The sequence below is a fragment of the Bacillus sp. GMs2/2 genome, from assembly GCF_050172095.1.
Lineage (GTDB): Bacteria > Bacillota > Bacilli > Bacillales > Bacillaceae_G > Bacillus_A > Bacillus_A cereus.
This window is the reverse complement of the sequence record NZ_JBNLYE010000011.1, coordinates 22451-47245: the sequence shown is the minus strand read 5'-3', so window position 1 is coordinate 47245 and position 24795 is coordinate 22451. Positions and strand designations below refer to the sequence as shown.

Below are 24795 nucleotides of genomic sequence, written 5' to 3'. Positions count from 1 at the left end.
TCATATCCTTATAAAAGTCGTATTCAGTTAGTTCTCTTTTTTTTTCATTCGCTTCATTATTATACTGCATGAGTTTTTCTGAAGACTGTATTAATGCTTCATTCTTCATTTCTTTCCCACCTTATTATGCACTCACTACGACGTTTTGAAATGTCTTCACCCAATTCCCTTTTTCTTCGTGATGCACTAATTTATTTTCCATATGTTCAATATGCATTTCTGTTATTTCTATCTTATTACATATTTTTTCACTCGCATCCTTTAACGCATGATTCATTCTAATCCCTATATTCATTTCCAGCAAATCGAGAGAACTTAACATTTGATCCATTTTTTTCATTACATCTTCTTTCTGAACCATCGCCATATACAAAACGCCTCCTTCTTTGCTTTTCCTTTGTCATGTAATTTCGCCGAATGATTCACCACTCCTGCCCACATGACAAAACTAGTTGTTATTCGTCAAAGAAATCATTTCGTATGTCATTTATAGAAATGGTAACAATACAAAAAGGAGGTGTATTACAATGGCAAAGAACAAAAATGAAAAAAAGAAAAACCAAAACAAACAACAAAATAAACCCGAGACTGGCAATCCAAAGCTAGATGGTCCAAACTTCCCTGCTACATAAAGCGAGACTTTATTACGAACATTTAAATTTCAAATCATCCTTAATCTCCTACTAGCATTACGTTTTGAAATTAAAGTTGTAGCACGCATAGCAGGATTTTTTCAAATTAAGAAGTCCCGTCTTCAAAATGGAAGACGGGACTTCTTTTTTATTATATCATGAACTCATCGATTCTTTTAGCAAAACGGTTTACGATAGATAGCCTATAGATTTGTTCTCTCTTTCTTCTATACCATTCTGTTATATTAACTTCCCCTTTAGGTTCTTCAAGTACAAATAGCACATTCATTTTCATATTTGCACAAAACCAATCTCTCATTTTTATTTCTTCATGTAAAATAACAGGATAAATATCTCTAAGTGTTGGCGTATAAGACTTTCGAGTTTCCTTTGCGTAAACTTCATAATCTTCTCTAGACCCAGTATGTGTAGTTTGCAGTGCAAACTTATAAAACGAACCATTATAAATTGGATGAAACAATAACCATGCTAATTTTTTTCCTAGTTCTATACGCTTTTGTAACGTTTCAAATTGATAAACCGAAAACCCATACATTCTCCCTTCAATTGTTGGGAAGATAACTGCACTAATATGAAGTCTTTCTTGTACTTTAAAAAGCGCAGTATGGAATACATGTTTTTTAAAATATGTGTTCTCAATGACTGGTTTTTGAATTTTATTTTGTTCATTTATAATAAGCGCTGTCATAAGTCTATTCATATCTCTTCTTTCCCAGAAAAGTAACCATTCTTTTTCCATAAAAATTGATACATTGAAGTATTGCAACAAATGAAAGAGAGGTGCATGTCTCTTCTTACTTTCCTCATACAATAATAGCTGAGGAAATGCATCTAAAAAAATAATCCAATTAGCCTGTTCGTACAGAAGAAATAAATGTTTTTTTACCGTTCTAGGTAAAACAGTAGCATAATATCTCCCTTCTAAATCAGTCATATTCCAGCCCGCATTTCTCGAAACCATACTCGCTAAAAAGGCCCACCTGATTTCACTATTTCTTAAATAATATTCTTGATAAGATTGTGTCCGAGAAATATTGTCCACATTAGCTATTTCTGTTTTCTTTTTAATATTGTGAATGATTGCTTTTTCTTCCTCTGTACAAAAATTTTTTTCTCGATTTTGTTTAATTTTCATATAATCATTCCATGTAAACATAAATAAGTCATCATACCTTTCATCAAAAAGGTCACATCTTTTTTCATTTTTTGATATAATCACCTTTGTAAGTAATTCTTAGCAAGTTGGGGGTGGACACACTATGACCATTCGTTACCCAAATGGAAAAAGGTATAATCAAGCTTCACAACCTCAAAAAACACCTATAAAAACACATACTTATAGTAATAGAGGTATGTCCCTTGAAGAGGAATTGAATGAAACAAATCAATATTACTTAACCCATAATATTGCATGTGTACATAAAAAGCCTACACCTCTTCAAATTGTAAAAGTAGATTACCCCGCTCGAAGTGCTGCAGTGGTAAAAGAAGCGTATTTTAAACAACCTTCTACAACAGATTACAACGGTGTATACAAAGGGAAATACATCGATTTTGAAGCAAAGGAAACCAAAAATAAAACTAGTTTCCCACTTCAAAACTTCCACCTTCATCAAATTGAACATATGAAGCAAGTGGTTGCTCATAATGGAATTGCATTTGTTATTATTAAATTTACACTTTTTGATGAATTTTATTTACTAGATGCAAAACATATTATTGCATTTTGGAATCGTCAAAATACTGGTGGACGCAAGTCGATTACGAAAGAAGAAATAGAAGAGCATGGATCCTTATTATCATGCGGTTATCACCCTCGGATTGACTATATCCGTGTACTAGACATGGTTTATTTTTCGTGATAGAGTCATCACTAAGGCTCTTTTTTCGACTTTTGGGGGAGAGAATGAAAGGTAGGAGAAAGTATAATGTCAGATAATTATCGTTCTCGTACAGAACGAAATCATGTGAAAAATCAAGAGAAAAAAACACATAAAGAAGAAAAACCAAAGAAAAAAGGCTCCTTTTTCAAGAAATTCCTTATAGGTTGTCTACTTCTTGGTATCGTTGGTCTTGTAGCCGGCGTTTCCGCTTTCTTTGTTATGGTAAAGGACGCTCCAAAATTAGACAAATCCAAACTTGTTAATCCTTTATCAACAAAGTTTCTCGATAAAAACGGAAATTTCTTCTATGAATACGGTGCTGAAAAACGAACACATGTTACTTATGATCAAATTCCAAAAGTAGTTGAAAATGCATTTCTTGCAACTGAGGATTCGCGTTTCTATGATCATAATGGAATTGATTTTAAACGAACTACAAAAGCAGTTATGGAAAATGTCACTGGTGGTTTCGGTTCCCAAGGTGGTAGTACGATTACACAGCAAGTCGTTAAAAACTACTTTCTAACGATGGACAAAACTGCTAAAAGAAAAGTGCAAGAATGGTACTTATCTTACAAATTAGAGCAACAATACTCTAAACATGAGATTTTAGAAATGTACTTAAATAAGATTAATTTAGGTAACCGTTCATACGGTATTGCGACAGCAGCGCAAAAATATTATGGTAAAGATTTAAAAGACTTGCAATTACATGAAGCTGCTATGCTCGCTGGTTTACCCCAAGGTCCAAACATTTATGATCCAACAAAAAAGGAAAATGTTGAACGAGCAACAAATCGTCGTAATGTCGTATTATCATTAATGAATCGACATGGTTATATAACAAAAGAAGAAATGAATAACGCCGTTAAGATTCCAGTAACTGAGGGCCTTCAACCGTCTTCAGAAGTAACTGAGATGAAGTATCAAGCATTTTTAGATGCGGTTGTAAAAGAAGTTGAAAAAGAATATCCTGATGTAAATATCGGTTCAGATGGTTTAACGATTCATACAACACTTGATCAAGATGCTCAAGATTACGCCGACAAAATTATGGATGGCAATCTTATTAAGTATCCGGACGATCAATTCCAAGGTTCATTCGTATTTATGGATACACAGTCTGGAGAAGTTCGAGCAATTGGTGCTGGACGTAAAGAAAGTAAGTCTACTTTCAAAGGTCATAATATGGCAACTGATTTAAAACGCCAAGTTGGTTCAACAATGAAACCAATTTTCGACTACGGTCCGGCAATTGAAAATTTACAATGGTCTACATACCATCAATTAAACGACTCAGAGTATACGTATTCCAATGGTAAGAAAATACAAAATGCAACAAAGAGTTACAAAGGTGACGTTTCACTACGTGAAGCTTTGAAAAAGTCATTAAACATTCCAGCTTTAAAGACAGCACAAACAGTTGGTCTTAATAAGTCAAAAGAATTTGCTGAAGGTTTAGGCATGACCTTTAAAGAAGGAAAAGTCTACGAATCAACAGCAATCGGTAGTAACGATAGTTCTCCATTAGAAGTAGCAGGTGCATATGCAACCTTTGGTAATAGTGGTAACTATAATAAACCACACTTCGTAAAAGAAGTAACCTTCCCGGACGGGAAAAAGAAAAGCTTTAAACCGAAAGAACATCGCGCAATGCAAGACTATACAGCATATATGGTTACTGACGTTCTTCGTGACGTAGTAAAACCTGGTTCTGGTGGTACAGGTCCAACAGCATACGTTTCAGGTGTTGACGTAGCAGGTAAAACAGGAACACAAAACTTTGATGAATCAGTTCTTCAAAAATATGACATCCCAGCTGATGCAAACAGAGATAGCTGGTTTGCTGGATATACGCCACAATACACAATGGCTGTTTGGACCGGTTACGAAAAAGATGGTCCAAAAAATTATGTTAGCGATCGCTCCACTAGAATTGCACAGCAAATGTTCCAAGTAATGATGAGCAAATTCGCTACAGATAAATCACGCTTTGAACGTCCTTCTTCTGTACAAGAAATAAACGGAGAGTTATACGTAAAAGGTGCGAAAAAAGATGCAATTAAACAAATTAAAGTAGATGCCCCTAGTGGTCTGAATGTCACTTTTGATGGCGCTAGCACAGTTACACTAAACTGGTCTGGACCAGCAGAAGTTGATGCATATGCAGCCAGCTATAAAGCAACTGACGGTTCAAGTGGTAGCCTATCAATAAGTGGTACGACAGCTACTCTTGGTGGTATTAAACCAGGTGTTACTTACAGCTTCTCTGTAGTAGCGAAAAAAGGTACTGGCACAAGCCCAGCAGTTGGTGCATCCTTCACTGCGCCTGGCGGAACTCCAGATGCAAAAAAAGCTGAAGAAGAGGCTAAGAAAAAGGCCGATGAAGAAGCTAAGAAAAAAGCTGATGAGGAAGCCCAGAAAAAGGCTAATGAAGATAAAGTAAAACAAGACGAAGCTAAGAAAAAGGCTGAAGAAGAGGCTAAGAAACAACAAGAACAGCAACAGCAAGAACAACAACGTAAACAGCAAGAACAACAACGTAAACAGCAAGAAGAAGCTCAAAAGAAAGCTGATGAGGAAGCTAGAAGGAAAGCTGAAGAAGAAGCTAAGAAAAAAGCTGAAGAAGAAGCTAAGAAGAAAGCTGAAGAAGAGGCCAAGAAAAAAGCTGAAGAAGAGGCTAAGAAACAACAAGAACAGCAACACCAAAATCCCGGAGGAGATACACCTCACGCAGACGGTGCTGTTGTTACAACAGAGTCCTAATATACAAAAAAGAAGTCCGTTTCTCTTAACGAGAAGCGGACTTCTTTTTTGTTATCATTTTCTTTACATACAGCTTTTCTATTTCGATATACAACTGCGCTAATTGAATATAAGAATGATAATTACTCGGTTTCTTTATAATGAATGAATATCTTTCCATAAAATTAACAGGTTGCACTTTTAATTTATTCGTATTTATTTGCATTTCATTCAAACTATGAACAGGTTGTTCATTTAGCCAATAGACAACCGATAACAAGTGAGCTGCAAAAAGAATCATTGGTCCCTCAGCCTCTTGCTTATTTCTATTTCGAAACAGTATAGCAATGTCTTCATGCTTATTTTTCCATACATTCAACATCGCTGGAATGCTGTTTTCAATTTCCTTCCATGGCTCATACTGTCTTTCAATATCAAATATAAAGTAAGTATTTTGTATTATCTCTTCAAAAGAATTGTCTGTATGATACTTAATTAAATTTACACTTTCTTTAAAAAATGGTAAACAGTGAAATTCTTTCGGTATTTCTATAACTCGTTCCATCCTTTATTTCACCTTCATTCGCTTCTTTCCTTCACGACATACTTCTAACAGTCTGCATTCCTCACATTGCGGTCGTTGTGCTTTACAATGATAACGTCCAAAGAAAATCATACGATGATGTGTAACTCCCCACTCATCCATTGGTACTTTCTTCATTAATGTTTTTTCTACTTCTAACACAGAGTCTTTCCATCTACACATAGCTAATCGTTTACTCACTCGCTCCACATGTGTATCAACAGCAATTGCCGGAATTCCAAACGCTACGGAAACTACAACATTCGCTGTTTTCCTTCCTACACCTGGTAATTTCGTAAGTTCATCTCGATCGTTCGGTACTTCTCCATTATAGTCATCTAATAACATTCGGCATAATTTTTGAATGTTTTTTGCTTTATTTCTATACAATCCGATAGAGCGTATATCTTGTTGTAATTCTTCTAGAGAAACACTTAAATAATCTTCTGGTGTTTTATATTTTTGAAATAAATTTCTTGTCACTTTATTTACAAGTACATCCGTACATTGTGCAGATAACGCCACCGCGATTACAAGTTCAAATGGATTATCATGAACCAATTCACAATGTGCTTCTGGATACATATCCGCCATTGTGTCTAAACAATAACGGATTTGCGTTTTGTTAAGCATATTTTTCCTCCTATATTACTGCTCCAACCAATTATAAAAAGGCACTTTTCCAGTAAATTTCGTCTCTTGTTTTGTCATTTGTTGTGCCCTTTGTTGATTCGCTCTAAATTTTTGACCTTGATTTTGAGCCTGATCTACCGTTTTAATTCCATTCTTTTTCCACTCAAATAAAATACGATCAATATATCGGAAATTTAGTTTTCCACTCATTACAGCTTCTCTAAGAGCCGCTTGAATTAAATTTGGATGATGTTGATCTTGGTCCTCCCACATCCCTAACGTTTCACATTCGAACGGCGAAAGTGGTCTTCCAAATTCTTTTTCAAATACTGTATATAAATTTACTTGTAGCTGTTTTTTTTCTTTTTGCTCTTCCTCTATTGATTCATCCATTAAGAAATGTAATATTTTTTCCCATAACGGTTGTAAAGAATAACTTTCGCACATCATCGCTTCTGATCTTTGTCCACCTTCTAGTGATAAAAAACCTTTTTGAATCAACGTCTGAATTACTTCCATACATTTCATTTCCGTTATCGTCATCCGTTCAGAAATCTCTGAAGGAGTCGGAAACGAATTACCTGATTCTAAAAATGTGTGTACATGAAGTACAACCATAAATTCCGTCTCATTTAAACCTAATTTTTTATAATGCATCATAAGCAATTTTGGAATTGCAATGCTTCCCTGCTCAAACCACTGTAACATCATTTTCTTTTTCATCACCAAACACCTCGCTCTCTAGTATAACACACCTTTAGCTATTTCTTTTTGCCACAATCCGTCAAAAAAACCTCCCCATTAATAGGGAGGTTTTTTATATTACATGAATGAAATATAAAATTAAGCTTGCACTTTACTTTTCATAAATGTATGGATGCGCTCTAATGCTTTCTCTACTTGTTCAAGAGATGTCGCATATGATAAACGAACATTATTTGGAGCACCAAATCCTGTACCTGGTACAAGAGCCACTTTTTCCTCTTCTAATAGAGCTTTTGCCCAATCATCAACTGTTGCATATCCTGATAAAGCTACAGCTTCTTTTACGTTAGGGAATAAGTAAAATGCCCCTTGCGGTTTAATACAAGTAAAGCCAGGGATTTGAATTAATTTATCATAAATGATGTTTAATCTCTCTTCAAAGGCTTGACGCATTGTTTCCACAGGTTCTTGTGAGCCTGCATATGCCGCAATTGCGCCGTATTGAGCGATTGAAGTAGGGTTTGACGTACTATGACTCGCTAAATTCGTCATTGCTTTAATAAGCTGCTTATTTCCTGCAGCATATCCAATACGCCATCCTGTCATAGAATGAGATTTAGATACACCATTAATAATAAGTGTTTGTTCTTTTAATGCATTAGAAAGCTGGGCAATTGAAGTATATTCTACGCCACCATAAATTAATTTTTCATAAATTTCATCAGAAACGATTAAAATATCATGTTCTAAACATACTTCTCCAAGCTGTTGTAATTCTTCTTTGCTATAAATCATTCCTGTTGGATTGCTCGGTGAATTAATAATAACTGCTTTCGTTTTCTCTGTAATTGCCTCACGCAGCTGCTTTGCTGTAATTTTGTACTCATTGTCTTCTAAACCTTCTACATAAACCGGCTTACCGCCAGCAAGCTTTACTTGCTCTGGATAGCTTACCCAGTAAGGAGTTGGGATGATAACTTCATCTCCCTCATCAAGTAATACTTGGAATAATGTATATAATGCATGCTTTGCACCATTACATACAATAATTTCAGATGGATCATACGCAATACCTTGATCGCGAGTAAATTTCTTCACAATTTCTTGTTTTAACGATTGTAATCCACCTGTTGGTGTATACTTCGTATGCCCTTCTAACATCGCTTTATGTGCAGCATCCATAATATGCTCTGGTGTATTAAAGTCAGGTTCCCCTGCCCCTAATCCAATTACATCATGACCCTCTGCTTTTAATGCTTGTGCCTTTGCTGTAATTTCTAAAGTTGAAGACGGTGTTAAAGCAGCTACTCGCTTTGCTAATTTCATTTGTAGTTCCCCCTACATCTATTTTTCAATGCTATATCGTCTTAAAAATTTTCCATCTTTAAATTCAAGATAGTAATAACTATAACGATTGTCATCATCAATATATGTAACTTCCCATAGTGGTACATCATTTTCAAAGCCTAATTTCACTTTCATAATCTCTTTCGGCTTACTTTTTGATTCCTTACTTTCATTGCCGACTTGCTCTATTGTTCTTTGTATAGCCTCTTTTTCAGAAATACCTTCGCTCTTTTTCCTTACTACAGTATCCCCTTTTTTCTCAGGCACCCAAACGATAAGTTGTTCTCCCTTTTCATCTGTACCTTGCACGACTATATATGCAGATTTTCCGTTGTAATAATCAACAGATTTCACCTTTGTAAGCTTTGCTTTTTCTTTAGCAATTTCTACAAATTTCGACTCTTTTGGAATTTTCTTTCCCATCGCTTTATTATAAACATACGCCCCATATATTCCGCTAGCAACGATAACAATAATGATTGCAAAGATCCACTTTTTCATTGTATCACTACGTTCTGTAAATCGTAAATACAGCTGTTTCTTTATCTTTTTCGTCTAATGCTAGTCCGAACATGAGGTCCTGCTCTTTTAACGTACGATTTAAACTATCAACAATTTTATACAAATCCGACGAATATTTAATACGCGTCGTTGATAGTACTTCGATTTTCTTATCCATGAAAAAACTCCTCCGTTACACAAAAATTTCTAATTATAGAAGAACGCAATGCGGTTACAATAAGAGTACATTCTTTACAACCCCTGCTTCATCACCCATCTATTATAGCAGGACATGTACAGCAAAAAAAGGTTTCAAGTCGAAAACCAACACATTTTGTATACAAGAAGTAAGAAAAATAAAATTCCTCCTACCCACATTTTTTACGCCTGAAGTTTATAAGTACTTCAGGCGTATTTTTCTTCCATTTTTATTCATTTGATGGTTCTTCTAATTGTACTAACAATTCTTCTAATGGTCCTTCATAAAGAGGTACGTTAGGAATCGATTGTAGAAATCGTTTTCCATAGGAAGAACTCGTCAAACGACGATCTAACACTACTACCGTTCCTGTATCTGTATTCGTTCGAATTAAGCGGCCGAATCCTTGTTTGAAACGTAATATTGCTTGTGGGAGCGCTAATTTAGCGAATACATCTTCACCTTGATTTTTTAGCCACTCACCTTTCGCTTCCATCATCGGCTGATGAGGAGGTGTAAATGGTAGACGGACTATAACAAGACAACTTAAGGCATCTCCAGGAATATCTATTCCTTCCCAGAAACTGCTCGTCCCTAATAAAATTGATTTGTCGAACTCTTGAAACTTTCGAATTAAGCGGCTTCGACTTCTATTATTCACACTTTGGGTGAGTAATAAATAACCCTCTAATTCATCATTATTTTTTAAATTCGCATACGCTTCTTTTAACATTTCATACGAAGTGAATAAAACGAGCATTCTGCCTTTTGTGGCTTTTGCTATCTTTGCAATATGTTCCGATACAGATTCAATATATCGCTCATTACTTACTTGCTTAATAAAAGGTACATCCGTTGAAACCATTAATTTCATCTGTTCATCATAACGAAATGGTGACGGAACCTTTAATGTATTTGGAGCGAAATCATGTAAACCAAGTTCCTCTTTTATATAATCAAACGTATCGTTAACTGTTAGTGTTGCGGATGTAAAAATAACACTCTTTTTTTCTGTTAAAAATTCATCAGCAAATCTTTCACCAATATGGACAGGCTGTGCGTATAGAACTGTTGAATGAATCGTCCCTTTCGTTTCAGTCTCCATCCAAGTTACATACGAATTCTTTTCTAATACGAGTAACTGTAATGATTCTGCCATCTTTCTCAGCAACTCAATTAAATGCATAAATTCACCTGTTACAACATGCATCTCCCATTCTAACTTACTTTGCAATATATCCACTTGCTTCTCAAGAGCAGTTACTACCCTTCTTAATTCATATATAAAACGATTTGTTAATTCGACGATACTATCCCACAACTTACCTTTTTCTAGTTCTGCGTTATACCTATAGATGAGCGGCATATTATTCGTTCCTTGCTCTTGCTTTGTTTGTTTAAATATAAAAGTACGTAACATTTGGAAGAGTTCATCCGCATCAAACTTAAGTTCCTTCAAACTATAACTTATCATACGGAAAGTTGAACGAGATGCTTGCTCTGATTTTTTCATCATTTTATATACTTTGGAGAGTACATCTTCTGTTTCTAGCGTCCCAAGACGAGATATAACCAATTGAAAATACATACAAGAGAACTGTTCACCCAATGTTCTACTCGCAGCTTCTTCAATATGGTGAGCTTCATCAAAAATAATATGTTCGCATGAAGCAAACAACGGTTCTTCACTTGAAAAATCTTGAAATAATAACGCATGATTTGTAATAACGATATCTGCAAATAAAGCTTTATTCTTCGCTCGCTGATAAAAACAACGACTAAACCAATTACTTTGCATACCGCCTGGACTATACGCATCGCTACAAATACGATTCCAAAGTAACTTTCCGCCCTCAGGAATATTTAATTCGTCTCGATCACCTGTTTCAGTTTGCAATAGCCAAACTAAAATCTTCGCCTTCGTAAGTGCCATATCATAATTTTTTTCTTCCTCTTGCAAAGCATACTCAAATTTATGTAAGCATAAATAATGCTTTCTTCCTTTTAGAAGAGCTGCCTCAAATGAAAATGGCATTATTTTTTGTAATAACGGAATTTCTTTTTCTAATATTTGTTGTTGGAGTTGTACCGTTTGTGTACTTATAATGACAGGTTCTTCTTTTCTCTTTGCAAAATAAAGACTAGGAAGCAAATAAGCAAGAGTCTTTCCTGTTCCTGTACCCGCTTCAATTAGTGAAAAACGAGAATCTCTTAACGCCGTATATATCTCTTTCATCATCAGTTGTTGACTTTCTCTTCTTTCAAACTTTGGCATATGTGATTCCAATTTATCCATCGTTTTATTCAAGAAAGCATCAAACTTTGATGAACACGTTTCTCCAAGGTTTAAGGAATAGTTCCGCTTTTTCAGCGCAATATTTCGATGTATTTCATACTCCGCTATATCTTCTTTACCGTGCATTACTTTCTTTAAAATATTTTCAGAAAGCACATCAGCTATATCGCTTTGGAACACATCACTTAATTCATAAAGCGATTGCAACGTGACAAGTGGTAACTTTTCAATTTCATTTAAAAATTGTAAAAATAATTCCGCTGTTGCAAGAGCATCACTATCCGCACGATGTGGTTGATCGTGCTCTAGTTCATGCTTCTTAGCTAAATCACGTAATTTATAACTATCGGCTGTCGGCAAAAGAATTTGAGCCAATTCAACCGTGTCGATTTTCGGACAATGTATTTCTGTATATCCAGCTTGCCTTAATTCTTCATTTAAAAAATTCCAATCAAAGTGAACATTATGCGCAACGAAAGCCGCACCTTGTAATAGCTCAACAATCATCGGGGCTACATCTTGAAATAACGGGGCTTGTTTTACAAGACTTTCATCAATCCCTGTTAATTCTGTAATAAATGGTGGGATCTCTCTCTTTGGGTTAACAAAAGACGAAAAAATCTCCAATATCTCTCCATCTTCTACTACAACAGCTGCAATTTGGGTAATTTTATCCTTCCCATCTTTCCAGGAGTTCCCTGTCGTCTCTAAATCAACAACGACATAACGCTTACTCATATATGTAACACCTCAATTTCTTACCTTTCAAACAACAATAATTTATATAATGTTACTATACCACGTTTTATCTCATCTTAATGAAAAGATGCACAAAAAAGCTATCTCCGCAATGGAGATAGCCTTTCTACTTATAATATCGTACCCGCTTTTTCAGCACCTAACATTTCAATAATTTGATTATTATCGTCTAATACTGCAATTTTTGGTTCTTGTTTATGAATCTCTTCTTCCGTAACTAGCCCATAACAAATAATAATTACTTTGTCCCCTGGTTGTACAAGCCTTGCCGCAGCACCGTTTAAACAAACAACACCACTACCGCGTTCCCCTTTAATAACGTATGTCTCTAAGCGAGCACCATTATTATTATTTACAATTTGGACTTTTTCGTTTTCTACAATATTTACTGCATCCATTAAGTCTTCATCAATTGTAATACTACCTACATAATTTAAATTTGCCTCCGTTACAGTTGCACGATGTAACTTTGCTCTCATCATTGTGCGAAACATAGATGCTCCCCCTTATTTAACTGTTAATGTTATATTGTCAATTAATCTTACATTTTCAAACTTAACTGCAATAGCTAAAATGATTCTTCCTTTGACTTTCTCTACCATTGTTAATGACGGATATGCATATAAATCTGCATAATCTACAGTGCCTTTCGTATGCGTCTCAATATACTCTTTCACAAGATTTGTAATGATTTCGGGATTACGTTCACCTGCCTCAATTCTTTCTTTCGCTATACATAGGCTGCGGTATAAATGAAGAGCTTCTTCACGTTCATCTTGTGATAGGTACACGTTACGAGAACTTTTCGCTAAACCATCTTCTTCCCTTACAATATCAACTGGTACGATTGTAACTGGAATATTGAAATCAGTTACAAACCCTTCAATTACTGCAACTTGTTGAGCATCTTTCATACCGAAATAAGCACGCTTTGGCAGCGTAATATTAAATAGTTTCATTAGTACAGTTGCAACACCAGCAAAATGACCAGGTCTTTGTTGACCGCATAATACGTCCGTGCGCTTCACAACTTCTACCGTTGTTGTTTGTTCTGCTGGATACATTTCTTCTACACTCGGATAAAATAAATAATCTACACCGTTTTCTTTTGCTACATTTTCATCTCTATCAATATCACGAGGATATCGATCTAAATCTTCATTTGGGCCAAATTGTAGTGGGTTTACAAATACACTTAAAACTACAGTTTCATTTTCTTCTCTTGCCTTACGTAATAAAGTAGCATGGCCTTCATGTAAATAACCCATTGTTGGAACAAAACCAATACTCTTTCCACTTGCACGAAGTTCGCTCGTAATTTGCTGCATCTCTTGCACTGTAGTTACGATTTTCATTATTGTTTTCCTCCATATAACGCTAAGCATTCTTCCTCTTTCATTGTGAACGAATGTTTTTCTTCAGGAAATTGCCTTGTCTTTACTTCAGTAACATATTGTGAAATCCCACGCACAATCTCCTCTTGAACAGACGTATATTGCTTCACAAATTTCGGAACACGATTTACGCCGTATGAGATAAGATCATGATAAACAAGCACTTGCCCATCTACTTTTTGTCCTGCGCCAATCCCAATTGTCGGTATTGTTAGTTGCTCTGAAATAAGTTCTGCTAACTGCATTGGTACACATTCTAACACAAGCGCTATTGCACCAGCTTCTTCACATTTCTTTGCATCTTCTATTAATTTTTTTGCACTCTCCGCATCTTTTCCTTGCACTTTATATCCACCCAACACTCCTACAGATTGAGGGGTTAAACCTAAATGCGCTACAACAGGAATTCCTGCGTTCGTCAAATATTGAATCGTCGATATAACTTCTCCAGCACCTTCTACCTTCAGTGCGTGTGCCCCGCTCTCTTGAACGATGCGGCGTGCATTCACCATCGTTTCTTGTAATGATACGTGATACGACATAAATGGCATATCAGTTACAATAAACGTCTCTTTCGCTCCGCGGCGTACAGCTTTCGTATGATGAATCATATCCTCTACTGTTACAGGTACTGTTGAATCGTATCCGAGTACAACCATTCCAAGAGAATCTCCAACTAGAATCATATCAACTTTAGCTTCTTCTGCTAATTTAGCAGATGGATAATCATACGCCGTTAGCATTGTAATCGGCTCACCTTGCTCTTTCATCTTCAAAAAATCTGTTTTTGTTTTCAAAAACTACTCCTCCTTTATGCAGGAGAGAGGAGATGGCCGAAATCATATAAAAAAACCCCTCTGGCCATAAAAGGGCAGAAGGGTTGTGTGTTAGTCGGCATTATTCATCCCTCTGTCCCAGTCCGTTATTGGATCAAGGCAGAATCCAAGTTATTATTTTTCGTATGACTTCGAATCATGGTGCAGTTCGCTCTGATACTGCCCACATTCGAACTAATTATAGCAAACTACAAAAAGGAATTACTACATTTTTTCGAAAAAATAATTTTTTATTCTTATTACGGTATATGAAATTTAACAAGAGAGTATATATGCTATACAGTTTTTATGGATAATTCAATCCTGAAAAGATACATGTTTTTTCAACGCATGTTAAAAAAGTCCAAGTTAATTTTTTCTGTAATCAATTTAACTATATAGTATAACTCTTAAACTAATGATGCAGGTTAATTGAGGAAAGTACTTAACAAAGGAGAATTGCAGATGTCTATGAACAGGTGGTTATTTCGATTCAGCAGTTTGCTTGTAATGATTGTATGGTGGATGTCTTTAGGATCCTCCCAAGTATTTGCCTCAGTTCATGTCGTAACACAACCCACCGATTTAACGAAAGTGATTGAGGTTGAACTAAATGATGATTACTTTAATCCAAATGTCATCACGATTCCGCTTGAAGGATCAACAACATTACTATTGAAAAATAAAGGTAAAAACGAGCACACCTTTACAGTGAAAAAACTCGGTATTGACGTCGTAGTCCAGTCAGGAAAAGAAAAGAATATTACCGTGAAACCTAAAAATACTGGTACATATGAATTAATATGTCGATACCATCTTCTTAAAGGAATGACAGGCAAAGTAATCGTCAAATAACATGCCAGGTCAACTCGACGGAAGCTATTTTGAAATGAACTTTAAATATGAAAAGAATTTATTATCATGTTACAAATTCAACTCAAAACTATTGAAATAAAAAGAAGTTCCAAAAGAGGAACTTCTTTTACTTAATTTCGATATCTGCAGAATGAATATGATGTACTTTCCCCTCATGATCCTCCAGAAGTAATACACCATCCTCTGTGATTCCTTTTGCTAACCCCGTAATTGTCTCTCTCATCGTTCGAGCGGTAATTTCTTTCCCGATGCTCACAGCGTAACTTTCCCAAAGAATTTTAATGACAGAGAAACCATTTTGTAAATATTCTTCATATAATTTTTCTAGTTGTAAATAGATTTGTTGCATAAGTTCTGCACGAACAATCGGCTTACCTGATTCAATCGCTAATGAAGTAGCGATGTGCTGAATTTCTTCATCAAAATGTTCTTGCTTTTGATTCGCATTAATACCGATGCCCATAATGACAGCATTAATTTTATCAGGATCCGCTTGCATTTCTGTTAATATACCTACAGCCTTTTTACCTTGAATTAAAATATCATTTGGCCATTTTATTCCTACGTTTACACCTGTACATTTTTCAATTGCCTGTGCAACACTAACAGCCGCTAACAAAGTAAGTTGCGGTGCATGATGAACTGGGATTGACGGGCGTAAAATAATACTCATCCAAATCCCTGTTCCTTTTGGTGAATGCCATTTTCTGCTTAAACGACCTCTTCCCGCTGTTTGTTCTTCTGCTACAACGACAGTTCCTTCTTCTGCACCTTCATAAGCAAGTTTTGCTGCAATGTGCTGCGTTGATTCAACAGTTTCTTCAAAATACACTGTTCTACCAATCCGCTTCGTTTGTAGCCCTAACTGAATTTCATTAGCAGTCACTTTGTCTGGCTTACTTGCAATTCGGTAACCTAATCGGCGCACAGCTTCAAGTTCATATCCCTCACTCCGGAGATCCTCCATATGTTTCCACACAGCAGTTCTTGAACAACCAAGTTTATCACTAATTGTTTGGCCGGATACAAACTCGCCATCCGCTTCAGAAAAAACTTGCAATAACTGCTTTCTTATAGTAGATTGCATCCTTGCAGCCACTCCCTTATACGCTCTTTCTCATTAACTACGTTTCCTTGTACGATTGCTTCTTCGATTTTCTGAAGCATTTCAGCAACCCACGGACCAGGCTTTTTGTTTGCCCAGTTTAATAAATCATTACCAGTCACATTCATTTCTTGACGTTCCTGGATTGGCAATGCATGAAACATTAATTGTACTCGTTCAACAGATGTAGGGTCATAGCTTTCAATCATCGCTTCATGTACTCTCTCTGCCATTTCAGCGATATGAATTCCCGTTTTATAAAGAAGGACTGTATCCCAATCCTTCTCCTTTCTAGTACGAATTGCCAATAAAACTGCAACAATATCTTTTATTTTTTTATTCGAAAACTTCCATTGACGTAAAAAGACAGATGGATGTTCTTCTCCGATACAATATAAGAAAAATGCCCACGCCTCAATATCCGTTTCGAAAGAATCCCATTTATACTGCGTAGCTTTTAACAGTCTCTCTTCTGACATTTGTAAATATGGCAAATGAGAAAATAGCTTCGTCTCTACTAATTCTTTGAGACCTTTCACACAATATGTACCAGTTAACAGTTTCTCAAACTCTACTGTAATACGCTCAATTGCTATATGTTCTAGCAAATGCCCATGCGTTTCAATCGCTTGCTTCGTTTTCATTTCTAATGAAAAACCTAACGTGCTTACAAACCGAATACCACGCATCATTCGCAGGGCATCTTCTTGAAAACGATCCGCAGCATTTCCAACTGTCACAATTTTTCTCTGTTGAATGGCTTCCTGTCCAGCAAATAAATCAACCATTTTGCCTTCTTCTGTCATAGCAATTGCATTCATCGTGAAATCACGACGTTTTAAATCCTCTTCTAATGAACGAACAAATTGAACACTACTAGGTCTTCGAAAATCTTCATATTCGCTTTCTGTTCGAAAAGTAGTTACCTCATAAGGCTCACCATTTTCTACAACAATTACAGTTCCATGCTCAAGACCAACAGGAACATTTCTTGGGAATATAGCCATCACTTCTTCTGGTAGAGCAGATGTCGCAATATCAATATCTCCAATCGGCCTATCGATAATAAGATCTCGTACGCTCCCACCAACAAAGTAAGCCTCATGTCCTTGTTGCTTTAATGTCTCAATAATAGAACTAGCTTTTTTAAATCTTTCCATTTTTGTCATCCCTTAGTACGTCATAGTAAATCGTTTCATATTGTGAAACAATTTTTTCTGAGCGAAATTGCTCATAAACACTTTCTCTTGCTCGTTCTCCCATATTACGGTGAAGTTCCTCGTCCTTTAATAGCTGAATAGCTTGATTTGCCACTCCTGTTGTATCGCCAACTTCACATAAATATCCTGTTTCCCCGTGTTGAATAACCTCTGGAATACCTCCAACCCGCGTTCCGATACAAGGTACACCACACGCCATTGCTTCTAATAAAACAAGACCAAAACTTTCCTTCTCTGATAGAAGCAACATTAAATCACTCATCGCAAGTAGTTCTGCAACATTATCTTGCTTCCCTAGGAATAAAACGCGATCTTCAATATGTAAATTCTTCACTATCTGTAAAATCGTACAGAATTCTGGTCCGTCTCCAACAAGAAGCAACTTCGCATCTACTTCTTTAACAATTTTAGCAAATGCCTGAACAACATCCTGCACACGTTTCACTTTACGGAAATTCGAAATATGAATAAGTACTTTTTCACTCTCACTTATACCGTATTCTTTCTTTAATTGAGACATATTACGCTTGAAATATACACGTTCGTCTATAAAGTTATATACCGTTTGAATTTCTTTACTTGGTTTTACAAGCTCATGTGTTTCGTTAATTAATGAATGCGAGACAGCAGTGACAACATCTGATTGCTCAATACCAAAACGAATTAAATTATTTAACGAAGGGTCGGAACCTAACACAGTAATATCTGTTCCATGTAAGGTTGTAACAATTTTAATACGCTCTCCGATCATTTGTTTTGCTAAATATGCACAAATTGCATGTGGTATTGCGTAATGCACATGTAAAATGTCTAAGTTTTCTCTTTGTGCAACCTCGGCCATTTTACTTGCTAACGCTAAATCGTATGGTGGATATTGAAATACAGAGTATTGATTTACCGTCACTTCATGAAAATAAATGTTTGGATATACTTTATTTAACCGGAATGGTAAACCCGATGTAATAAAGTGAATTTCATGCCCACGTTCCGCCAATTGCTTTCCTAATTCTGTTCCAACAACTCCAGAACCACCTACAGAAGGATAACATGTAATACCTATTTTTAATTTCATTTACATCCCCCTAATAAATCAGCATGTAATAAAACCGGTTTCTTACTCATAAATCCCTCGGCATACAAGACTCCAACTTCTTTTCCAAACATCTTCTCACGAGCGATTACAGTTTCAACGTAACCTTCTGTTAACGGTGTCTTAACACCATCGCTCCCTGTTGAAAACTGACTTTCATACGCTTCTAATGCTTCCACCTTTATAGAGAGGTACTCACTTATATCTATACAAAAATTCGGTTTATGAAAACCATTAATCATATAATTATAAAAAGACTCCACACGATGTGGTGAAAGTTCCGGCATATATTTACGGATTCCTGCTGAAAAAATAGCCTCTTCCACAAGCTTTGCACAATTTGCATGATCTGGATGGCGATCTTCATAGTACGGTGCAAAAACTAGTTTTGGTTTATATGTACGGATCACCTTGACAATTTCACGTATATACTCTTCTTTCATATACAAACCACGGTCTGGCATCGCTAAATTCAGCCTCGTTTTTACTCCCATTATACGAGCTGCAACCTTCGCTTCTTCTTTTCTCAACTCTATCGTTCCATTTGAAGAAAGATCAGCTTCTGTTAAATCACAAATACCTACTTCATACCCTTGCTTTGTATATTTAGCGATGGTACCAGCCATGCCGATTTCAACATCATCGGCATGAGCACCAAACGCTAATATATGTAATCCACTCATAATTGTTCCCCTCATTTTCTTAACTTACGATAATCTAAATCTCCTCGCTCTAATGCGTGCATTAACATTTCAGCACTTGCCATATTCGTTGCAAGTGGAATCGCATATACATCACATAAACGAAGCAATGCATTCACATCCGGTTCATGCGGCTGTGCTGTTAATGGATCGCGGAAGAAAATCACCATATCTAAGTCGTTCTTTGCAATCATTGCACCAATTTCTTGATCTCCACCAAGAGGGCCAGATTGATATCTTGTTACAACTAATCCAGTCGCTTCCATAATACGAAGCCCTGTCGTTCCTGTTGCAAATAATTCATGTTGTTCAAAAATTGGTTTATATGCGTATGCAAACGAAACCATATCATTTTTCTTTTTGTCATGTGCGATTAAGGCAATTTTCATCCGTTGTCTCCCCTTTAGTCGATAATATTTTCTAAACCGTACACAAGATGATCAAGGTTCATTACTGTCTCAATTGATAGTTTTACACCTGACATAAATGATGCACGATTGAATGAATCATGACGAACTGTTAACATTTGTCCATCTCCACCGAACATTACTTCTTGGTGTGCAATAAGCCCTGGCAAACGTACACTATGAATGTGAATACCGTCTACATTTGCACCACGTGCACCTGCTAGTTGCTCTACTTCTTTTGGATGACCTTGCTGCTTTGATTCACGATTTTGACGAATTAACTCTACCGTTTTTACAGCTGTACCAGATGGTGCGTCTAATTTTTGATCATGATGTAATTCAATTACCTCAACATCTTGGAAATATTTCGCTGCCATTTGTGAGAATTTCATCATAAGAACTGCACCAATTGCAAAGTTTGGAGCAATAATTGTTCCTACTGCTTTTTCTTTTGCATTCTCTGTTAAACGTGCCAATTCTTCTTCTGTAAATCCAGTTGTACCAATAACCGAACGAAGTCCACGCTCAACTGCAAGTGTAACGTGTTGTTTCCCCACTTCTGGTGTTGTTAAATCTAACAACACATCTGCTTCTACTTCATCTAAACAAGTATGTAAATCAGCGTAAATCGGTGCATGTAATGCTGGCATGCCAGGTAAATCAGAAATCTTCTCACCACCATGCTTATAATCCACTGCTGCTACTAAATTAAAATGTTCCGTTCTTTCCATAAGAAGAACTGCTTCATGTCCCATACGTCCTCTTGGTCCGGCGATAATTACTTTAATTTCTTTCATTATTCTTTCTCTCCCTCATCAATACGTGTCCAGCGATCTTTATCACGTGTATTAAATTTATTCATTACAATGTTATGTGCTGTCTCTAAATCAATATTTAAACTATTTGCCATACAAATCATAACAAATAATACATCTCCAAGCTCTTCTTCAATACTTCTTTCTTTTTCAGTTGTTTTCTTCGGTTTCTCACCATAATAATGATTTACCTCTCTTGCAAGCTCTCCCATTTCTTCCGTTAAACGAGCCATCATTGCAAGCGGACTGAAATAACCTTCTTTAAACTGACCAATATATGCATCTACTTCTTTCTGCATATCTTTCATCGTTTTTGCTTCCATACTATTCACCTCTAATCCTTCCTCTTTCATGTTAGCCAATTCATCGCGATTTGACAAATATTATTCCCCGCCAAACACCTATTTGCGACCCATTTTTGGATAGACTATAATAAAGTGAAACTTCTTTTGCGTTTTTTTGCAAAAGATTAGTTGAACTAATCGGGTTCCTACGGCTGGTTCTCCTTTCTTCAGAGCTTTATCTCCTACCAGCCGTTGGTACGGGGTAAAGTGAAACTTCTTTTGCGCTTTTTGCAAAAGATTAGTTGAACTAATCGGGTTCCTACGGCTGGTTCTTTGCTTCATCTCCTACCAGCCGTTAGAGCGGGATAAAGTGAAACCTTCTTTTGTGCTTTTCGCAAAAGATCAGCCCACACCAATCAAATTCTTACTATTTTCACTAGCAACTAGAAATTACTTATTATTATGTTTTACTGTTTCAGCGGAGCAATGCAATCATTACATAATTAGGGGGATTTCTATATGACATCAAAATTGAAGATGCGAAATATTATTTTTATTTTAATCGGTTCCGCTATATTTTCTTTCGGTATTGTCAATATCAATATTGAAAACCACCTTGCAGAGGGTGGGTTTACTGGTATTACACTATTATTGTATTTTTTATTTAAGTTTGATCCTTCCTACTCAAACTTAATTTTAAATATCCCTATATTTTTTATTGGTTGGAGGTTACTTGGCAGAACGACATTTTTATATACATTAATTGGCACCTTTAGCGTATCTTTATTTCTATGGATTTTCCAGCGTTACGAAGTACTCAACTTACATTTAAACTTGCAAAATGATATGACACTCGCAGCTTTATTCGCCGGGGCATTTATCGGTATCGGCCTTGGAATAATATTTAAATATGGCGGGACTACTGGCGGTGTAGATATTATCGCACGACTAGCTCACAAATATGTTGGCTGGAGTATGGGGAAAACAATGTTTATGTTTGATGCTGTCGTTATCGTAGTCTCTATTCTTACCTATTTATCATACCGCGAGGGCATGTATACGCTAGTTGCTGTTTTTATCGGTGCTAAAGTCATTGATTTTATGCAAGAAGGAGCTTATGCTGCCAAAGGAGCGACTATTATCTCAGAGAAAAACGATGAAATTGCTGCCAAAATTTTATCTGAAATGGAGCGCGGAGCAACCTTTTTAAAAGCTGTTGGATCGTATACAAAAGTGGAACGTAACGTATTGTATTGCGTTGTTGCTAAAAATGAAATCGTGAAATTAAAGAATATCATTACTTCTGTAGATCCTCATGCTTTTGTCGCTGTAAGTGATGTACATGATGTAGTTGGTGAAGGATTTACGTTAGATGAAAATAAAAACCCTTTACATAATTAAATGTAACTAGAAAAGCGCCTTAGCTTTTCTAGTTTTTTATTACAAGTCTTTTAAGCTTCTCAAAATCCTCATGAATAAGCTCCAATAAACTCCGATTATAAAAAATGGAAGCTGGATGAAAAGTCGGAAAAACATGATATTCTTTCTCTGACCATGTAAACTCTGCACTTTGCATATCCTTTAATTTTTGAATGGGCTGTTTTAATAATTGCCCGTGTACATCTGTGATTTTTTTATTTTTTCCTGTTAAACGTTGAAGACCGATATTTCCAAGCGTGACGATAAGCTTCGGATGTATTTTCTCTAATTCATAATCTAACAAAGGCGCATGGGCAACTATTTCTCCCTGATTTGGCGTTCTATTATACTTTTTTTGTATGATTTCACCATTTCTTTCTTTTTTCTCTCGCCATTTATAAGGTCTACTTCGAACAGCGCTCGTAATATATACTTCTTCCCTTGTAACATCAATACGCTCTAAAAAATCCATTAATTGTTTTCCCGCCCTCCCGCTAAACGGAATCCCATTATGAATTTCTGTTTCACCAGGCGCTTCTCCTAACAACATAAATTTGGGATTTTCAGGACCTTGTCCACTTAAAAAACCTTCTAGTTGATAAGGAGCACTGCGCTCTTGCACTTGTTTTACTAAATGGTCTGGATATTTCATTTCCCCCCACCGCCTTTCCGCATTACTTCTATTATTTCTATTTGCAATACATTATATAATTCAATCCATACAACAAAAAAAGACTATCAAAATTGATAGTCTTTAGTCGTCGCTACGCTGCATACCAGTATACATTAATACGAGACGTAATAATTCAAATACCGCTACAGCTGCAGCTGCTACATATGTTAATGCTGCCGCATTTAATACTTTACGAGCTTGCCCATATTCATCTGTTGATACAATACCTAACGCTTCAATTTGTTGCATTGCGCGCTTTGACGCATCAAACTCAACTGGCAATGTAACGAGCTGGAACACAACACCTGCTGCCATTAAAATGATACCTAATAACAACAAACCAGACATTTGTGCAAATATACCGATTAGGACGAAAATCCAAGACATATTCGAACCAAAGTTTGCAACTGGCACTAACGAATGACGAACGCGCATAAATTTATAATCTTTTGCATCTTGAATTGCGTGTCCTACTTCGTGTGCTGCAACTGCTGTACCAGCAACTGAATGTCCATAATAGTTATCTGTTGATAATCGAACCGTCTTAGCGGTTGGATCATAATGGTCTGATAAATGACCTGGTGTTTCTTCTACAGCTACGTTGTATAATCCATTTTCATCTAAAATTTTTCGAGCCACTTCCGCTCCTGTCATACCTGATGTTGAATAAACTTGTGAATACTTGCTATAGGCACTACGTACTCTTGACTGTGCATACAACGGTATGATCATTATGATCGCGAAGTAAATTAAATAAAACATCATGAACCTCCATTGAAGTTTTAATTATAGTACTTCTCATTCTATTTTCTTCTGCTACTATTGTCAATGAATAAACCTTACAATCCATATCTTTATTTATTGCATTATCTATTTTTAGAATGTACATTACTTTTTCTTTTTTCTCTCTCTCCTTTATACTTTCTCCATCCAACATAAGTTAATGTGAAGAAAATAAGTCCCCCAGTAATTGTCATAAACCAAATGAGAGAGGGTGCAATTTCATCTTTTTTTACTGTGTGAAATATCTTTTGCAAATCCCCTTTAATAATCCCTAATTGCATTTGGCCGCCTTTCGTTTTTAACATAACGTTACGAAATTCATCTAAATAAGATAAATGAACATTTACACGCTGAACCTCGTTTTCTGGCAAAGCAATCATTAAGCTTGGATAAATAATATTGAATTCATTTAAAAACGTATTTAACGTTTGTTGAAACTGCCCAGCATCTTCTTTTTCCATCGCTTTTTCCATTTGAGAAAAGGCATCCATTACTTTCCTTTCTCTTTCCATCCAAAGTGGTTGATATTTCGATACTTGTGCATCAACAGCAAGTTGTAATGCCAGCACATTATCAATTTTAGCTTGCTTACCTAAACCTTCTTCAGAGAGCGATTGTTGCGCCTTATCGTAAGCTAAAGAAATAACTCTAACTTGATCTGGTGTTACTTCCTGCTTCTTTTCATTCCCCTTTATTAAAAATTGCTCCGAGAAATGTTGTAATACTTGTACCGCTTTTTCATCTTCATTACGCTTCACTAACTGTAACGAGTCGTCTAACAACCCTGTTAGCTCATTCCACTCTTCAGCATATATACGTAACGGAAACATTATAATTAGAAATGCTATCAATCCAATTAATGTTCTCTTCATCCCGGTCCCCCCTATAACTACTAGTACAAAATATGTT

The 24795-nt window shown here is 36.0% G+C and carries 27 protein-coding genes and 1 pseudogene; 5 read left to right on the top strand and 23 right to left on the bottom strand.

Going from position 1 to position 24795, the window contains the following annotated elements:
• Positions 1 to 109, bottom strand: a pseudogene (locus tag ACQGS6_RS03745) (YppE family protein); the annotation flags it as partial.
• A gap of 15 nt (positions 110 to 124) precedes the next feature.
• Positions 125 to 367, bottom strand: coding sequence for a hypothetical protein (locus tag ACQGS6_RS03740; RefSeq protein WP_001252036.1), 243 nt, complete (start codon positions 365 to 367; stop codon positions 125 to 127).
• Positions 368 to 452: 85 nt separating this feature from the next.
• Here ACQGS6_RS03740 and ACQGS6_RS03735 point away from each other — a divergent pair, with 85 nt between their 5' ends.
• Positions 453 to 632 carry a hypothetical protein gene (locus tag ACQGS6_RS03735; protein ID WP_001987054.1) on the top strand — a complete coding sequence of 60 codons (180 nt, stop codon included), beginning with the start codon at positions 453 to 455 and terminating at the stop codon, positions 630 to 632.
• A 151-nt stretch (positions 633 to 783) separates the two neighbouring features.
• Here the strand turns inward: ACQGS6_RS03735 and ACQGS6_RS03730 are convergent, their stop codons facing one another.
• Complete coding sequence (locus tag ACQGS6_RS03730) at positions 784 to 1809, bottom strand: DUF2515 domain-containing protein (protein ID WP_000495653.1); 1026 nt, start codon at positions 1807 to 1809, stop codon at positions 784 to 786.
• A 103-nt stretch (positions 1810 to 1912) separates the two neighbouring features.
• On the opposite strand from ACQGS6_RS03730, the gene recU reads away from it, so the two are divergent.
• Entirely contained in the window at positions 1913 to 2515 is a 603-nt protein-coding gene (recU, locus tag ACQGS6_RS03725) for a Holliday junction resolvase RecU (protein ID WP_000155598.1), read from the top strand.
• Positions 2516 to 2581: 66 nt separating this feature from the next.
• The gene (locus ACQGS6_RS03720) at positions 2582 to 5302 is read left to right on the top strand and encodes a PBP1A family penicillin-binding protein (protein WP_426964885.1); all 2721 of its coding nucleotides are present in this window, start codon (positions 2582 to 2584) and stop codon (positions 5300 to 5302) included.
• 25 nt (positions 5303 to 5327) lie between these two features.
• On the opposite strand, the gene ACQGS6_RS03715 is transcribed toward ACQGS6_RS03720, so the two are convergent.
• From ACQGS6_RS03715 to panB, 10 genes are all read right to left on the bottom strand, one after another.
• Entirely contained in the window at positions 5328 to 5846 is a 519-nt protein-coding gene (locus ACQGS6_RS03715; protein WP_000442650.1) for a YpoC family protein, read from the bottom strand.
• 3 nt (positions 5847 to 5849) lie between these two features.
• On the bottom strand, positions 5850 to 6497 hold the full coding sequence (gene nth / locus ACQGS6_RS03710; protein ID WP_000933034.1) for an endonuclease III: 648 nt from the start codon (positions 6495 to 6497) through the stop codon (positions 5850 to 5852).
• Between the two features lie 15 nt (positions 6498 to 6512).
• Entirely contained in the window at positions 6513 to 7220 is a 708-nt protein-coding gene (gene dnaD / locus ACQGS6_RS03705; protein ID WP_000728552.1) for a DNA replication protein DnaD, read from the bottom strand.
• 120 nt (positions 7221 to 7340) lie between these two features.
• Entirely contained in the window at positions 7341 to 8528 is a 1188-nt protein-coding gene (aspB, locus tag ACQGS6_RS03700; RefSeq protein WP_000761571.1) for an aspartate transaminase AspB, read from the bottom strand.
• A gap of 18 nt (positions 8529 to 8546) precedes the next feature.
• Positions 8547 to 9050: a DUF5590 domain-containing protein gene (locus tag ACQGS6_RS03695; protein ID WP_000758739.1), complete on the bottom strand. Its 504-nt coding sequence runs from the start codon at positions 9048 to 9050 to the stop codon at positions 8547 to 8549.
• A 7-nt stretch (positions 9051 to 9057) separates the two neighbouring features.
• Positions 9058 to 9228, bottom strand: a complete 171-nt coding sequence (locus tag ACQGS6_RS03690) for a YpmA family protein (RefSeq protein ID WP_000358352.1) — start codon at positions 9226 to 9228, stop codon at positions 9058 to 9060.
• A 250-nt stretch (positions 9229 to 9478) separates the two neighbouring features.
• Positions 9479 to 12283 carry an ATP-dependent DNA helicase DinG gene (dinG, locus tag ACQGS6_RS03685; RefSeq protein ID WP_000044957.1) on the bottom strand — a complete coding sequence of 935 codons (2805 nt, stop codon included), beginning with the start codon at positions 12281 to 12283 and terminating at the stop codon, positions 9479 to 9481.
• Between the two features lie 131 nt (positions 12284 to 12414).
• Complete coding sequence (gene panD / locus ACQGS6_RS03680) at positions 12415 to 12798, bottom strand: aspartate 1-decarboxylase (protein ID WP_000490182.1); 384 nt, start codon at positions 12796 to 12798, stop codon at positions 12415 to 12417.
• 12 nt (positions 12799 to 12810) lie between these two features.
• Positions 12811 to 13659, bottom strand: coding sequence for a pantoate--beta-alanine ligase (gene panC / locus ACQGS6_RS03675; protein ID WP_000707027.1), 849 nt, complete (start codon positions 13657 to 13659; stop codon positions 12811 to 12813).
• On the bottom strand, positions 13659 to 14495 hold the full coding sequence (gene panB, locus ACQGS6_RS03670; protein ID WP_000853122.1) for a 3-methyl-2-oxobutanoate hydroxymethyltransferase: 837 nt from the start codon (positions 14493 to 14495) through the stop codon (positions 13659 to 13661). The genes panC and panB overlap by 1 nt, the downstream gene beginning before the upstream one ends.
• A 483-nt stretch (positions 14496 to 14978) precedes the next feature.
• On the opposite strand from panB, the gene ACQGS6_RS03665 reads away from it, so the two are divergent.
• Positions 14979 to 15368 carry a cupredoxin domain-containing protein gene (locus tag ACQGS6_RS03665; RefSeq protein ID WP_000062393.1) on the top strand — a complete coding sequence of 130 codons (390 nt, stop codon included), beginning with the start codon at positions 14979 to 14981 and terminating at the stop codon, positions 15366 to 15368.
• Between the two features lie 127 nt (positions 15369 to 15495).
• On the opposite strand, the gene ACQGS6_RS03660 is transcribed toward ACQGS6_RS03665, so the two are convergent.
• Genes ACQGS6_RS03660 through ACQGS6_RS03630 form a run of 7 tightly spaced genes read right to left on the bottom strand, consistent with a single transcriptional unit; the run spans position 15496 to position 21050 of the window.
• Positions 15496 to 16476: a biotin--[acetyl-CoA-carboxylase] ligase gene (locus ACQGS6_RS03660; RefSeq protein ID WP_001192063.1), complete on the bottom strand. Its 981-nt coding sequence runs from the start codon at positions 16474 to 16476 to the stop codon at positions 15496 to 15498.
• Entirely contained in the window at positions 16461 to 17654 is a 1194-nt protein-coding gene (locus ACQGS6_RS03655) for a CCA tRNA nucleotidyltransferase (protein ID WP_025967076.1), read from the bottom strand. Before ACQGS6_RS03655 ends, ACQGS6_RS03660 begins: the two co-directional genes overlap by 16 nt.
• The gene (bshA, locus tag ACQGS6_RS03650; protein WP_000768305.1) at positions 17641 to 18786 is read right to left on the bottom strand and encodes an N-acetyl-alpha-D-glucosaminyl L-malate synthase BshA; all 1146 of its coding nucleotides are present in this window, start codon (positions 18784 to 18786) and stop codon (positions 17641 to 17643) included. Before bshA ends, ACQGS6_RS03655 begins: the two co-directional genes overlap by 14 nt.
• Positions 18783 to 19487: a bacillithiol biosynthesis deacetylase BshB1 gene (gene bshB1, locus ACQGS6_RS03645; protein WP_000015673.1), complete on the bottom strand. Its 705-nt coding sequence runs from the start codon at positions 19485 to 19487 to the stop codon at positions 18783 to 18785. The genes bshA and bshB1 overlap by 4 nt, the downstream gene beginning before the upstream one ends.
• Before the next feature lie 11 nt (positions 19488 to 19498).
• Positions 19499 to 19894: a methylglyoxal synthase gene (mgsA, locus tag ACQGS6_RS03640; protein ID WP_000684765.1), complete on the bottom strand. Its 396-nt coding sequence runs from the start codon at positions 19892 to 19894 to the stop codon at positions 19499 to 19501.
• Between the two features lie 14 nt (positions 19895 to 19908).
• Positions 19909 to 20709, bottom strand: coding sequence for a dihydrodipicolinate reductase (gene dapB, locus ACQGS6_RS03635; protein ID WP_000658809.1), 801 nt, complete (start codon positions 20707 to 20709; stop codon positions 19909 to 19911).
• Positions 20709 to 21050: a nucleotide pyrophosphohydrolase gene (locus ACQGS6_RS03630; protein ID WP_002108639.1), complete on the bottom strand. Its 342-nt coding sequence runs from the start codon at positions 21048 to 21050 to the stop codon at positions 20709 to 20711. Before ACQGS6_RS03630 ends, dapB begins: the two co-directional genes overlap by 1 nt.
• A gap of 480 nt (positions 21051 to 21530) precedes the next feature.
• Between ACQGS6_RS03630 and ACQGS6_RS03625 the strand changes: the two genes are divergently transcribed.
• A complete protein-coding gene (locus ACQGS6_RS03625; RefSeq protein ID WP_000202121.1) occupies positions 21531 to 22412 on the top strand; it encodes a YitT family protein in 882 nt (293 codons plus the stop codon).
• Between the two features lie 28 nt (positions 22413 to 22440).
• Here the strand turns inward: ACQGS6_RS03625 and ACQGS6_RS03620 are convergent, their stop codons facing one another.
• The 3 genes from ACQGS6_RS03620 to ypjB all read right to left on the bottom strand — a co-directional run bounded on the left by ACQGS6_RS03620 (position 22441) and on the right by ypjB (position 24758).
• Complete coding sequence (locus ACQGS6_RS03620) at positions 22441 to 23082, bottom strand: uracil-DNA glycosylase (RefSeq protein ID WP_000876871.1); 642 nt, start codon at positions 23080 to 23082, stop codon at positions 22441 to 22443.
• A 102-nt stretch (positions 23083 to 23184) separates the two neighbouring features.
• Positions 23185 to 23868 carry a zinc metallopeptidase gene (locus tag ACQGS6_RS03615; protein WP_058839490.1) on the bottom strand — a complete coding sequence of 228 codons (684 nt, stop codon included), beginning with the start codon at positions 23866 to 23868 and terminating at the stop codon, positions 23185 to 23187.
• A gap of 101 nt (positions 23869 to 23969) precedes the next feature.
• Positions 23970 to 24758 (bottom strand): sporulation protein YpjB, encoded by a 789-nt coding sequence (gene ypjB / locus ACQGS6_RS03610; protein WP_000831583.1) that lies wholly within the window; start codon positions 24756 to 24758, stop codon positions 23970 to 23972.
• Positions 24759 to 24795: the final 37 nt, after the last annotated feature.